The organism is Christiangramia lutea (assembly GCF_022489035.1).
Lineage (GTDB): Bacteria > Bacteroidota > Bacteroidia > Flavobacteriales > Flavobacteriaceae > Christiangramia > Christiangramia lutea.
On sequence record NZ_JAKVTV010000002.1, the window covers coordinates 1 to 14092 of the forward strand.

The 14092-nt window shown below is 36.0% G+C and carries 14 protein-coding genes; 4 read left to right on the top strand and 10 right to left on the bottom strand.

Going from position 1 to position 14092, the window contains the following annotated elements; translation table 11 throughout:
* Positions 1-755, top strand: a 755-nt coding sequence (locus ML462_RS06275) for an IS110 family RNA-guided transposase (RefSeq protein WP_240712928.1), incomplete at its 5' end; no start/stop codon positions are given.
* 126 nt (positions 756-881) lie between these two features.
* On the opposite strand, the gene ML462_RS06280 is transcribed toward ML462_RS06275, so the two are convergent.
* From ML462_RS06280 to ML462_RS06325, 10 genes are all read right to left on the bottom strand, one after another.
* Positions 882-1307 carry a hypothetical protein gene (locus ML462_RS06280; protein WP_240712929.1) on the bottom strand — a complete coding sequence of 142 codons (426 nt, stop codon included), beginning with the start codon at positions 1305-1307 and terminating at the stop codon, positions 882-884.
* A 178-nt stretch (positions 1308-1485) separates the two neighbouring features.
* Entirely contained in the window at positions 1486-2184 is a 699-nt protein-coding gene (locus tag ML462_RS06285; RefSeq protein WP_240712930.1) for a barstar family protein, read from the bottom strand.
* A gap of 185 nt (positions 2185-2369) precedes the next feature.
* The gene (locus ML462_RS06290; RefSeq protein ID WP_240712931.1) at positions 2370-2798 is read right to left on the bottom strand and encodes a putative quinol monooxygenase; all 429 of its coding nucleotides are present in this window, start codon (positions 2796-2798) and stop codon (positions 2370-2372) included.
* On the bottom strand, positions 2795-3706 hold the full coding sequence (locus ML462_RS06295; protein ID WP_240712932.1) for an MBL fold metallo-hydrolase: 912 nt from the start codon (positions 3704-3706) through the stop codon (positions 2795-2797). The genes ML462_RS06290 and ML462_RS06295 overlap by 4 nt, the downstream gene beginning before the upstream one ends.
* 192 nt (positions 3707-3898) lie before the next feature.
* Positions 3899-5275, bottom strand: coding sequence for a hypothetical protein (locus ML462_RS06300; RefSeq protein WP_240712933.1), 1377 nt, complete (start codon positions 5273-5275; stop codon positions 3899-3901).
* 222 nt (positions 5276-5497) lie between these two features.
* The gene (locus ML462_RS06305; protein ID WP_240712934.1) at positions 5498-5983 is read right to left on the bottom strand and encodes a DUF423 domain-containing protein; all 486 of its coding nucleotides are present in this window, start codon (positions 5981-5983) and stop codon (positions 5498-5500) included.
* Positions 5984-6248: 265 nt separating this feature from the next.
* Entirely contained in the window at positions 6249-6728 is a 480-nt protein-coding gene (locus tag ML462_RS06310) for a hypothetical protein (protein WP_240712935.1), read from the bottom strand.
* Positions 6729-6863: 135 nt separating this feature from the next.
* On the bottom strand, positions 6864-8027 hold the full coding sequence (gene xerA / locus ML462_RS06315) for a site-specific tyrosine recombinase/integron integrase (protein ID WP_240712936.1): 1164 nt from the start codon (positions 8025-8027) through the stop codon (positions 6864-6866).
* Positions 8028-8099: 72 nt separating this feature from the next.
* Positions 8100-8831 carry a tellurite resistance TerB family protein gene (locus ML462_RS06320; protein WP_240712937.1) on the bottom strand — a complete coding sequence of 244 codons (732 nt, stop codon included), beginning with the start codon at positions 8829-8831 and terminating at the stop codon, positions 8100-8102.
* A gap of 207 nt (positions 8832-9038) precedes the next feature.
* Positions 9039-10421 carry an NAD-dependent succinate-semialdehyde dehydrogenase gene (locus ML462_RS06325; RefSeq protein ID WP_240712938.1) on the bottom strand — a complete coding sequence of 461 codons (1383 nt, stop codon included), beginning with the start codon at positions 10419-10421 and terminating at the stop codon, positions 9039-9041.
* Between the two features lie 341 nt (positions 10422-10762).
* Here ML462_RS06325 and ML462_RS06330 point away from each other — a divergent pair, with 341 nt between their 5' ends.
* From ML462_RS06330 to ML462_RS06340, 3 genes are all read left to right on the top strand, one after another.
* A complete protein-coding gene (locus ML462_RS06330) occupies positions 10763-11395 on the top strand; it encodes a Crp/Fnr family transcriptional regulator (protein WP_240712939.1) in 633 nt (210 codons plus the stop codon).
* 72 nt (positions 11396-11467) lie between these two features.
* The gene (locus ML462_RS06335; RefSeq protein ID WP_240712940.1) at positions 11468-12268 is read left to right on the top strand and encodes a sulfite exporter TauE/SafE family protein; all 801 of its coding nucleotides are present in this window, start codon (positions 11468-11470) and stop codon (positions 12266-12268) included.
* 520 nt (positions 12269-12788) lie between these two features.
* Complete coding sequence (locus ML462_RS06340; protein WP_240712941.1) at positions 12789-14090, top strand: cytochrome ubiquinol oxidase subunit I; 1302 nt, start codon at positions 12789-12791, stop codon at positions 14088-14090.
* Positions 14091-14092 lie beyond the last annotated feature (2 nt).

Genomic DNA, 14092 nt, shown 5'->3' on the forward strand with positions numbered 1-14092 from the left:
CGGTGTCGGTTGTGAATCCACTTTCGGTGAAGCGTTTTATTCAGATGAAACTCTCTAAAATCAAGACTGATAAGAGTGACGCCAAAGCGATCTGTGAGTATGCCCAGGCCACAGAAGTTCCTTTGTACACCGCCAGAAATGCAGTTCAGGCAGAATGTTTGCAGCTGCTAAGTCTGCAGGATCTTTACCTGAAACAACGTACAGCAGTGAAGAATAAGATCCATGGGGAGAAAGCTCTTGGGACACCTTCTAAAACGGTAAGTAGATCTCTGGTTAGAATGCTGAAGCAAATAGAGAAGGAACTGGCCCAGGTCGAATCCAGGTTGGAATCCCTAGTCAGGAAAACCCAGGAAGAACAACTGGAGCAATTAACCAGTATTCCGGGACTGGGAAAGAAAACAGCGATGCTATTAATTGTACTTACAGACGGGTTTACCAGTTTTGAGAATGCGCGGCAACTTTGCTGTTTTACAGGGATTACACCTACGATCAGGCAATCCGGAACCAGTGTAAGAGGACGCAGTCGAATTAGTAAGGTAGGCAATCGAAAGCTTAGGAATTTACTATTCATGTGTAGCTTTACTGCTTGCAAAACAAATAAGGCCTGCAGGGAAATTTATGAGAGAATAGTAGAAAAGGGTAAGAGTAAGAAGCTAGCATTAATAGCCGTATGTAATAAGCTCCTGAAACAGGCATTTGCTATCGCTAAATCAGGAACCTATTACCAAGAAAATTATTTATCGAAATTAGCTTAAAAGGACTTGGATTTTACCTTAGTTCTTTGTTGGCAGCTGGCATTAACTGAATTGAATTCTTTTGTGTTTTATTTTTTCGTTAGATGAAATACATTTTCTAAGAAAGAATTTTTGCTTTAGTTATTCTTAGAATAATCTTTCTAATCCAACCCTAACAAAACCATTTTCTAATTCCGTTTTTATATACAAAGCTTCCTTATTTTTTGAAAAAGGTAAGGTATCTGTTTTGCCGTTTTCATCAGTCAGCAAAATATATTTTTCATTATCAATCACTTCATACTTCCCTTTTATTTGAATAATATTAGGAAGTACCATTTCGAAATCATTATTCTCCCGAAATTCATATGTTATCGGTAGTATTAATATTTCGTACATTTTTCTAAAACTTTCTGCTTCATCTTTTCGCGAAGGATCTTTATATAAAAGAGAATCTTTTGATTTATCATAATATACTATTTCGTCTTCATAAGAAGTTACTTTCCATTTTCCAGTTATTTCTTGAGAAATACCTTTTATAGATATAAATAGAAATAGAAGGATGATTTTTTTCATTTTTTGTGTTTTGCTTGCTGCCAACGGTCTCGGTTATCGCCAGTTGGCGGAGTAAGGGACGCGGATTTGTCGGCTTAGTATTGGTTTGTTGGTCAAGTTAATTATTTTCTTACTAACGGTGCCGCTTATTGGCGATGAACCGTTGTTGTGAGCCGTTTTGCTGCCCAATATTTTTTAATTAATCAAAATCCAAAATTACTCTGTTCTTCTCTCCTTGATTAATTTTTCTTGTATTTACAAATTGAGAACATTCTATCAAGCTGTTTAAAATTTCAGGATTTTTATTTTTCAGATTTTGGGTGTTTTTTATTCTAATTACCAAATCTGAATTTTCAGATATTTCATCTATGCAGTCAATCCAAGCATCCATATTTTCCCCATAATAATCTGGAAATTTTAGCTCATTTCTAACCTCCTTATGGAATGATTTCCAATCCACAATATTATTTGCATCAACTTGGAATTTATTTTCTGATTTCTTTTCGCGAATTAAATTCTCTAGTTTTTTTACTTTTTCAAAGTTTATTTCTTTTGAAGAATTATTGCTACTTGTTAGTTTTTTGATTCCTCGGTAAATTGGCAAAATAATCTTCTCATAGTTTCCAGATTTTGAAAATATTGAATTATCCTTTTTTGGATTAAAAATTCCTAAATAATAATGATTTTGATGTATTTTCAATTCTAATATATATTCCTGTGGTTCCAAGTTAAATCTGGTTATTGTATCAATGCCATTGATAGTAAGAATCAAGTTTTGACAGAGATTGTTTATTGGGTTTTCAGGAATACCTGAAGTATAAAATTCGAATTCAAAACTTTCATCCTCAATTTTAATTGAATACCAATTATTATCAGGTTTAGTTATATGAAATTTCATTCACGAAAATTTTCTTGCAAAATTGCTCACAACGGTTACGGTTATCGCAAGTTGCGGGAGTAGGGACGCGGACTTGTCGGCTTAGTTGTTTTCTTTCTTGGTCTCTAAAATTACACTTTTTCCTGTAATACCCGTTATTTGCGATGAACCGATGTTAGCGGCTGGCTGAAGTAATAAACTTGATTTTACTGGTTATTAATTTTATTAAAAATTTCTGGCATTGTTTGAGAGTCAATCGCCTCCATATCTATAAGTTTTAAAGATTCTACCATTTTCAATGTAGTTGTTTTATATTCCTTGAAATGGGGTGTTTCTAAATGTGATTTATAAGCTTGATTATTGGCATAAATTTCTAAAATTCTTATCTCGGTAGAATCTCCTTTTTGAATCATTGGAAATATCGATATTACACCAGGCTCTATTCTTACAGATGCTTCTGCTTCTTTTTTTAGTATAGCCTTATACTCCTCGATATATTGCGGATATATTTTTATTTCAGAGATTCTTATAAGCATGTTTGGGCTAACTTCATTTTTTGTGTTATTTCTAACTCCACAAGAGTTAGTTAGGAATATTAATGATAGAATGATAAAACTTACTTTTATAAATTTCATTTATGATCGATTTGATTAAGAATAAATGGTTCTCCCGGCGCCAAAACTACAATCCTCTCCGGATTGTCAACTAGGTCGTATAAATCTTTTGGATTAGCATTAAAGGGAGGAAAATCTGGCGCATCAACTGATCCCCAATGATGCAACAATAATTTAGACTGTGGATAAGCATTAGCTAATTTCACGGCGCCTTCTAAAGTAAAATGCCATTCACTATCTGAAAAATCAAATAATATTGCATCTGGAGTAGGCATATTTAAATGCTCTGGCATTAACCTGGAATCACCAGTGGCCCAAATTGTACCATCCGGAGTTTCTATCCAAAACCCACAAGAATCTTCATCCTTGAAAACCCTGTCACTTGCATCGGGATAAGCATTTTGCCAAGAATGGTCAACTGGAGTTACTTTAATTTTAAAATTACCAATTTCAAAAGTTTCTCCTATTTCGTGGCCAACAGATGGTAGTCCGTCCCTATTACTCATTAAAGAATCAACATAAATTGTTGAATGAAATTTCTCGGTAACATTTTTCAATTCTAGATTTGTTGGAACACTATAGTGATCGTTATCGCTATGAGTAATAAGAACGCCATCTAATTTAGGAACACTGTCAGATTTAATTGGAAAATCTATTAGGATTGGCATATCAAACCCACCGAGTAATGGATCTATCATAATTGTTGAACCGTGGCTATTTATTAAAAAACCAGCCATACCTAACCATCTTAAGGTCGTATTGTTTGATTTGTCAAAAGCTTCAGAGCCGAACGGTTGAGTTGCGGGTGCTTTTGCCTGCCACTTTTCTACCGATTCTTTTTCTACACTTTTTTCAGGTTCTTTTTTATCTGATTTACATGAAAATATAGATAAGGTAATCGCTAAAGTTAAAAATGATCTTTTCATCATAAGATTTTTAATATCTTTTAAATTTAATCATTATTTAGTCAAGTTGTTTAAGTGAAAACTTTGTAAAAAGCTTGCCGCTAACGGTCTCGGTTATCGCCAGTTGGCGGAGTAAGGGACGCGGATTTGTCGGCTTAGTATTGATTTGTTGGTCAAGTTAATTATTTTCTTTCTAACGCTGCCGGCTATTGGCGATTAACCGTTGTTACCTGCCGGCTCCTTTCCTATATCAAAATACAATTGTGCATGATAGTTATTTGCTTGAAATCTTAAGCTTAAACTTTCATTAATGCTCCATACTCTCTTTTTCCATTCTTCTTTATAGAATTCATCTTTAGTAAGTTCTCCTGAACCATCTTTATCTAAGCCAAAGAATTCCTCTAATCGTTGTACCAAATTTTTTATCTCCAAAAATGTCACAAAATAATTCGTTGGCTTATTTTGACTTAAATAAGTAAGTTTCGCCCCATCATCACCCTCGAACCTCACAATTTTATTAAAAAAATCGAATAAGTAAATTGGTGGGTACATTGTATACAATTTTCCACTGTCTGTTTGCTGTTCTATGAAATTATTGGACGAAATCAAGTCCATAAAAATCTGTAAGTGAAGTTTGTAATCTCTACTACTCAAGAATTTTTTATAATGATCTATAAATTCTTTTGGCTTTTGTGTCCAAGTATTAATCTTTAATTCGTCATACACTTTGGAAGTTTTATTGAATGCTTTTTTATCATTTACCAAGTAAAAATCGCATGTAGAAGCGAAGGCCGCATGGAATGAATCTTCTGTCGTATTCTGAAAAGTTTCTTTTCTTCCTTTGTTGATTTTTACCTTATCTTCTTGATAACCATGCATGTCTAACTGAATATATTCATTTGATATTTCATCGAACCATTCAGGACTATGTTTTGACTCTAAAAGAGGTGTTTTCCTTTCACCTCCAAATTTTTTATAATGCTTATATAAAAAGGAATATGGATCCGAATTATTGAAAATTTTATCTCTATTTAAATTAGTACTCTCTTGAACAATATTTCTCAATTCCTTGTAATCTTCACCGTCGTTCAAGCCTTTAAGCATTTTATTAAAATAATTAAACCATCCTTCCATTGTTAAATTATCTTTTAAACCTGGAAATAATCGGTTCATCATTTCTTTACTTTCAGGTTTTTCAAAAGCCGCTTTAAAGGACGGGTCGAGTTGGATATTTTTTAGAGATTCCATAATTGGAATACCTAGTTTTTTACCAACTTCGCTTGAGTTAAATAATTCACTTAATCCATCAATACTAATATCATTAAATAAGTCTTTTTGCTCTACACGCTCCTGAAATAACTCTTTGGGATCATAATCTCCAGCTATCATTTTGCCATCTGTAGAATTATATAAACATTTATTCTTAGTTATTTGAGAAATGAACTCTAGATCAGAATCTATTAATCTTCTTTGTTGTTTTGTTTCTTTAAAACTGGAGAAAATATCAGTTATATGTGATGTTGAGTAAAATTTTAAAAATAAATTATCGTTATCTAGAATTTCTTTTAATTCTGAATGTTGTCCATTTTTCATCTGGGACAATACGTTCCAATCTAAATAAATTTTAATCATTCTTCTGAGGAGCTTGCAGGTAACGGTCTCGGTTATTGCCAGTTGGCGGAGTAAGGGACGCGGCTTTGTCGGCTTAGTATTGGTTTGTTGGTCAAGTTAATTATTTTCTTTCTAACGGTGCCGCTTATTGGCGATGAACCGTTGTTGTAAACTGGAACAACACTGCGAGCTTTTTTTGGAAATCTATTTCGAATAGTTCATTTTTTGACCTAATATCTCAGAAATCAGTTTTTTGTATTCCTCAACATTTTTGTCAAAATTCATTTTAAGTTGAAAACCTAAAAATGCACCTATCGTTAATAATATTCCTGCAATTAGGTATGTATAAGAATTGTTGCTGTATTCTAGAATTATAGCAGCTAAAAAACCTAAACCTAAAATTATATGTCCGTACATCAATAACTTTGATAAAGGATGTTGAGAAAACGAGACTTCTACACCTGTACCTTTTGTTGGATTAGTTTTTTTTATTTTTCCATTTACGATAATATTATTTTGTGTGTTTATCTCAAATGGAAATAAAAGGCGTTTACGAATTTTAAAGTTTACCAGATTTAGTTTATCATCATTGATATTGAGTACAAATCTGTTCGCGTTCCCAATCGAAGATTCTAACTTTTGGCGAATCTCAATAGGACTATTTTTTACTTGAAAACTCCATTTTTTCATAATCTAAATTTAAAATAAGTCTAAACGACTCTAAAGTTGGTTGTCTGCTAATTTGAATTTATAGCAATCTACGATTTACTTTTTATATTTTTCTTTTTAACTAAAATTTTGAAGTTGTTCTTATTTACAACGGTCTCGGCTATCGCCAGTTGCGGGAATTGGGACGCGGAGTTGTCGGCTTATTTGTTTTATTTCCTGGTTTCTAAAATTACACTTTTTCCACTAAACCCGTTATTGGCGATGAGCCGTTGTTGGCAACTGGTATCTACTCTGATTTTTGTTTTTTATACGATTTAATTGCTTCTAAATAATCCTGAGCTCCTTGTTCACTTAAATCATTTATGAAACCATCTAATTCGGGTCGATTAAGTTTTACCCAGTTAACCAAGGAGTCTCTTTGTTTTTGCCATATTTCCCAGTCGGCATCAATACAATCTAGGTTTTCAATTTTATTTATTTTTCCATTTTTAAAATGAAAATTACGCTTACAAGTTAATGGGTTATTATTTAGAAATTCAAATCTCGAAGATGTAACTGATACAGTTGCGCTCACTTGATCTCCTTGATTTTTTAGTTCCACAATTTTGTATACTGGTCTGAAAATAGAATCCCATTTGAAATGTTCATAATAACTCTCTTGTGTAAATTCCATTACGTAATCACCTTCTGTGATTATTAAGCTATCAGATAGGACCTTTTTTACTTCTTGATAATCTGATTTTTTAAAACCTTTGTAGTACTTCATTACCTGTTCAGGTTTTGGTACTTTTTGTAAGGCGCAGTTTGCGAATAAAATTGTAATTATTAGAAATAAAATTTTCTTCATTAAATTTCTCTGATACTTGTTGCCAACGTGTTATATCCAGTGCAATATACATTTTTATCCGAGTATGTTCCGGGATAAGCGCAGATTGGGGTTGTCTTTATTGCGCTCCATTATCTCTTTTATGCTTTCATCTAATGGGCTCCTTATCTTCGATAGATCCTTTTGCGTAACATGAGTATAGATCATTGTGGTTTCCGGTCTTGAATGTCCCAGGAGTTCTTGTATGTATCTAATGTCGATTCCGTTTTCAAGCATATGCGTCGCGTAGCTATGCCTTAAAGTATGAGGAGTCACTCTTTTTCTTATTTTCGCCCGGCGACAGGATTCCTTTAAAAAACTTCTTATTGCCGAGGCCGAGTATTGCCCATGCTTGTTCCCCTCAGCAAAAAATTTCCTTGGTGCATATGTTTGAAGATAATTAAAAAACAAAGGCAGAAAGCTTTCTGCCAGCATTACATAGCGATCTTTTCGTCCTTTTGCCTGCCTTATCAGGACCTGTCTTCGGTCTACATCTATATCGTCCAGTTTCAGGTTTACCAGTTCTCCAATGCGAAGACCCGAAGAATAGATAAGGGCCAGGACACACCTGTGTTTAAGGTTCCTGGTGGCCCTCAACAGGTCTATCACTTCTTCCTTGCTTAATACCCCGGGTAAATATTTGCTTTTTTCTGGTCTTTGTAAGTTGGAAGTGTCGATCTCCTCTTGATCGGTGAATTCAAAATAATGTTTTAAACTACTAATACACTGGCGGTGGGAACTTATGGAATAATCCCGCTCGGCGATCTCTTTCTCTACAAACCTGTCTACGTCCTTTAAATTATATTGCTTTTTGAAATTATGAAACCTTAAAAATTTCGATACAAAAACTGTATAATTTTCTATAGTACTTTGGCTATACCTTTTCCCTTTAAGATAATTCTTAAAATCAATTATTTCGGGGTTCTCGGTTTCGGCTAAAATAGGCCGGGAAATCTCATTTTCAAACCCGGCCAGGTCCAGCCCACTGGTATCGGCTTTTAATCCCTTTTTTGCCAAATGTTGAAGAAGTCTTTCAATCCCTTGCTTGCTGGATTCAATATAAAAGCACCTGAAAGTATTGCTCCATTGCACTTCTCTAAGTTGTTTTAAATGATCGATAGTGGCCCGGTCATACCTAAAACCTATGCCTATTTGAATCACATTATGATGGCGGAATTCATACAAAGCTATTTTACCCATAATTCTTATTATTATAAAATTTTCACCTGTAAAAGCTATAATAGGTAGGTTCTGGGGCTCTTTATCTGAAAACTATTTCAGGAATTCTACATCGGTTTTTAAATGATGTTTATGTAATACAATCTTCTCGATCTCATTGTTTGGGTGAAAAATGCTAAGGCTATAGTTAGTATGCCTATTTTCAGGATCTATATGTGAATCTTCCCCAAAACCTTTTAATAGGCTTCGGTTGGAATGCAATTCCACTATATCCATATGCTTTGGCGTAAGTTCAACCTTATTTCCCCAAAAGGGCATAAATCCGCCGAGTTTGAAAGTAGTTACTGTAACACCTTTATCCCCATTAATATTTGGCTCGATTTTAATAGCTCTCTTCTCTATGTTCTTTTCTGAAATATCATCATCAGGCCGGTGGAAGATATGAGCCGAAGATTTGAAGTATACATCCGAAATATTAAAGACTTCAGGAGGTAGCCCAGGATCTTCGATCTTTATCCCGGCATTTTCAAAAACCGAAAATAGGATCTTTACCTCCTCCCGGTCCAGGTCGCCATCAGAATAAGCCATTTCATGAAGCATGATCGCCAGAGAATGCTTTTTAGCCTCACTCAACCCATCCAGAATAAAGAATGCCTGCTTCGCGCTGAACTTCCTGGCTTCCTCTACAAAGTCTGAATCAAAATTCATCAATTTCATCAATTGTCCCAGGTATACCATCTCACCCTTGGCAATTTTATCATCTGCAAGAATCACTCGGTCAATGGCTTTTACGATCGCTAATTTTTCGGCAAGGTTAAAATCCATACTGGGTTTCCTTAGTTAGTTTTAGTATTCTTTTCTCTTCTATTTTACTAGTATTTAATGAATTATAAATATACTGAAAATCAATTCATTAAAAATTTATAAAGGTCAAATTTATATTAGATCAAACGTAATTCTCGATAGTTTGAAACAAAAAAAAGGACCTGGAAAAATAAATTCTCCAGATCCTATTTAATCAAATTAAAAATTTTAAGCGAACATCACTGCCTTTACATTTACGAATTCATGCAGGCCAAATGTTCCATGTTCCCTTCCGTATCCGGAATCCTTTACTCCACCAAATGGCATATTCGGTTTAGCCAGTCCGAATGAATTTATAAAGACCATTCCTGTATCAAAGTGATACTTGGCAAGCTCACGGGCCTTTTCCTCATTCTTAGAGAATATCCCTCCACCAAGACCAAACCTACTACTGTTGGCAATACGCATGGCATCTTCATCATCCTTTGCTTTAATGAGTGATGCTACCGGGCCAAATAGTTCGTCATCATAAGCTGGCATCCCCGGTTCTAGTTCATCCAGCACTGTTGCAGGGTAGAAGAAACCTTTACCTTCCGGCATTTTACCTCCACATAAGATCTTAGCGCCTTTTTTCACGCTTTCCTCTACCTGTTCATGAAGTTCATCTCTAAGGTCTTCACGTGCCATTGGTCCTATATCACTATCTTCTTTGGTTGGATCACCGGCTTTAACAGCAGACATCTGTTCTACAAAAGCCTCTTTGAATTTATTGTAGATTTTGTCTACCACGATAAATCTTTTAGCGGCCACACAGGTCTCTCCATTATTATAAATACGGCCCTGTACACAGGTCTTTACAGCAAGATCTAAATCAGCATCTTCAAGAACCAGGTAAGCATCATTACTACCAAGTTCAAGAACGGTTTTCTTTAGATTTTCACCGGCTTTTTTACCTATAACTTTTCCGGCATCCGGGCTTCCGGTTAAAGTCACCCCTCTAATTAGGTCATGTTCAATTACTTTATCACTCTGATCGTGAGAAATTAAAAGTACTTTGAACAGGTTTTCTGGGAGACCGGCTTCTAGATATATTTTCTCAAGCATCAGGGCACTACCGGTGACATTTTCAGCATGCTTTAGCAAAACCCCATTCCCGGCCATTAGGTTGGCTATGGAATATCTAACTACCTGGTAACTTGGAAAATTCCAGGGCTGGATTCCGTAAATGACTCCAAGAGGGGAGTAGGTTATAAAACCTTTACCGCCATCTGGAAGCTCTTTCTCTTCATCCTTCAGGCTTTCAGGCCCATTCTTAGCGGTGTAATCACAAATTCCTGAGCAAAGTTCAAGCTCTTGATGACTTTGCTTTACCAATTTTCCCATTTCCCGGCTCATCAAACTGGCGAGTTCATCTTTATTCTCGGCGATTTTCTCACCTATTTTCTTTATCACTTTTGCCCTATCTTCTGCCGTTTTCGATTTCCATTCCGAAAATGCTTTATGACAGTCTTCAATGGCTTCTGTCATTTGAGAATCACTCATCATTTCATAAGTGTCAATATTATCTCCCGTTGCCGGATTAATTGTTTTCAATTGCTTTCCTTTAGACATAATTTCTTTTTTTAGCTAATATTTTTCACTTCTAAAGATACTTAGATGCATTATCAACCGATGGTAAGACCATGTTAATAATGTTTGCTAAAAACCGAAGTATCACTAATGTTTTGATAAATTTTTATTGAAACTTTAAATTTTTTCAGAAGCAGTTTGAAGAAACCGGCTAAAAGAATGTCTGGTTTAACCATTTTTCAATTTTCTGGATGCCAGTAGAATGTTATAAGGTTTTTGAATAAAAATACTTTTTTGACTTCATTTTCAGGGATCAACCTATAAATCCGCTAGGGTTTATTCTTGAATATTCTTTATAATTTTAAACGGTAAAACCGAATTTGATGCATAAAGAACTACAGGAGGCATACGGATTCCTTTTTGAGGACGAGTTGCTTGCAGAAATTGAGGAATCCGGAACCATGAAATTTATCCCTGCGGGGGAGAAGATCATCGAGATTGGCGATTATGTTACTTCCATGCCTTTACTGGTAAAAGGGGCCATAAAGATCCTTAGAGAGGATAATGACGGTGATGAACTTTTACTTTACTTCCTGGAACGCGGGGATACATGTGCCATGACCCTTTCTTGCTGTATGGGTCAAACTCGTAGTGAGATAAGAGCGATTGCTGAAAGAGATACTTCTCTTATCATGATCCCAATCTCAAAAATGGAAGAATGGACCGCAAAATATAAATCCTGGCGCAATTTTGTATTTGAATCTTATCATTCCCGTCTTTCCGAAATGCTGGATGCTATAGATGCCCTGGCCTTTATGAACATGGATGAACGCCTTATGCGTTACTTAAGAGAAAAAGCGAAGATCAATAAGGATGAGGTGATACATAGCACTCACCAGAAGATCGCATATGATATGCATACTTCCAGGGTAGTAATTTCCAGGTTGCTAAAGAAACTTGAGATCGAAAAAAAGATCTCTCTGCAAAGGAACCAGATTAAAGTGATCGATTTATGATCTCCTTTGTAACTCTTGTTACTGCAAAGCCTGATGCATGACCCTAATTTTGCCCCGGATTAAATTTTAAAAATGGATATACTTGAAATACTAGGATACTTTGGAGCATTAATTATTGGAGTTGTATTGGGACTAATTGGAGGTGGTGGCTCCATACTTACGGTTCCTGTACTTGTTTACCTTTTAGGGGTGAATCCTGTGACCGCAACCGCATATTCACTCTTTGTCGTTGGTACTTCTTCATTGGTAGGAGCGTTGAGAAATTTTCCAAAAAAACTTATAGACTTTAGAACTGCTCTTGTTTTTGCATTTCCGGCCTTCACTGCTGTTTACCTTACCCGGAAATTTCTGGTTCCGGCAATACCCGAGGAAATCTTTACGCTGTTTGGATTTACCGTGACCAAGAATATTGGGATCATGTTGTTCTTTGCCATTATAATGGTGATCGCTTCCATATACATGATCATGGAAAGAAAAAATGGGCGGAATCTTGAAGTGGAAAAGGTAACTTACAATTATCCGCTTATTATTATTGAAGGTCTCGTGGTTGGACTATTAACCGGGGTCGTTGGAGCAGGTGGCGGATTCTTAATTATTCCAGCCCTGGTACTACTGGCTAAATTACCTATGAAAAAAGCCGTTGCGACCTCTTTGTTAATTATTGCTTTCAAATCTTTAATTGGATTTATAGGGGATGTTGAAAACATGGAAATAGATTGGGTATTCTTACTCACCTTCACCGGGATCTCCATTGCAGGAATCTGGTTAGGGGTTTATCTGAACAATTTCATTAATGGAAAAAAACTTAAAAAAGGATTTGGCTGGTTCGTATTACTAATGGGTATTTATATTATCTGGAGCGAATTATACTAATCTTATGTTAAAGTTTACCTTTTTAGTTTAAGAATGAAACAATTCTTACACTTTAACTCGTTGAATTAGTGTATTTTTAAATTCCGAAAATTGAAATTACTCAATATTCCCCCCATCTATTAGATCGAAAAATTTTTCGCTTTCCTTTTAGCGGATAAGGTTATGGTTGAATAATAATAAATATCAAAAAATTTTATTTATCCGGATATTTGAACGATGTTTTTCAGGAGTTATGGTTTGGGGGGAAACAACAGCGCGTATCTTCTACGGCGCAACCGAATAAAACCTCTCCCTGATTGAGACCAGGTTTGGTAAGGTCTCTTTAGAATGGTTAGTTTGTTCAATATCCGGATATTTTTTTCTTAATCCTGGGAAATCCAGTTCTCATAAACTTTTATTTCCATCAAAATTTGCTGCATTTTAGCTAATGCCAACGCACTTATTTTCCGTAAATTTATCTGCCGAAAGAATAGGATGATTTCAACATATTTATTGAGATTATTTAGAAAAACTTCCCTTGATGGAAAACCTCGATTATGCCAGACTTCAAATGGCTTTTACCCTCGGCTTTCATATTATTTTTGCCTGTATAGGCATGGTGATGCCTTTTTTCATGGTCATATCTCACAAAAAGTGGCTAAATACCCGTGAGCCGGTTTATCTTAAATTAACCAAAGCCTGGCAAAGAGGCGTGGCAATATTCTTTGTCACAGGAGCTGTTTCAGGTACTGCACTTTCTTTTGAGCTGGGAATGCTTTGGCCCGAATTTATGAAACATGCCGGCCCCGTAATTGGTATGCCCTTTTCTCTGGAAGGAGCAGCTTTTTTTGTAGAGGCCATAGCTTTAGGTTTCTATCTCTATGGCTGGAATAAATTACCGGAAACCTTTCATTGGATCACCGGGATCATTATTGGGATTTCCGGTGTTGCGTCAGGAATTCTCGTTGTTTCTGCCAATGCCTGGATGAACTCTCCGGCAGGATTCGATGTGGTGAACGGGGAATTCGTGAATATAGATCCTGTAGCTGCCTTTCTTAACGATGCCTGGTTTACCCAGGCTCTGCACATGACTTTGGCTGCCTTCGCGGCAACAGGTTTTGCCGTTGCCGGAATCCATGCTTTTCAGATTCTTCGCAATAAAAGGCCTGAATTACATAAGGAAGCTTTTAAGATCGCTATATTCTTTGGGGCAATCGCAGCGCTCCTTCAGCCAATTAGCGGTGATATTTCTGCCAAGGATGTAGCAGAAAGACAACCGGTGAAATTAGCAGCTATGGAGGCTCATTACGAAACCAAGAAGGGAGCTCCGCTATACATTGGTGGAATTGTAAATGAAGAAGAAAAAACGGTTTCTCATAAAATTGAAATTCCTAAGGCCCTTTCTTTTCTAGCTTTTGGAGATTTTGATGCAGAAGTGAAAGGCTTGAATGATTTTCCGGATGATGTGATACCTCCGGTTTCCATTGTGCATTATGCTTTCCAGACCATGGTTGGTATCGGTACCTTAATGATGCTCGCCGCCCTTATTTTCTTTATTAGTTTGAAGAAAAAAAGCTGGTTGAATAATAAAAAATACTGGTGGCTTTTCGCAATCTTGAGTCCATTAGGCTTTATTGCGGTTGAGGCCGGATGGGTGGTCACCGAAGTAGGTAGGCAACCCTGGATCGTCTACAATATCATGAGAACATCAGAGGCTGTAACACCTATGCCCGGAATGAAATACAGTTTTTTCCTGTATGTGGCCGTTTATGTGATCCTCGCCATAACCGTTACCTGGCTAATGAATAGGCAGATAAAGGTTCTTAATCATTCAATTGGATAATT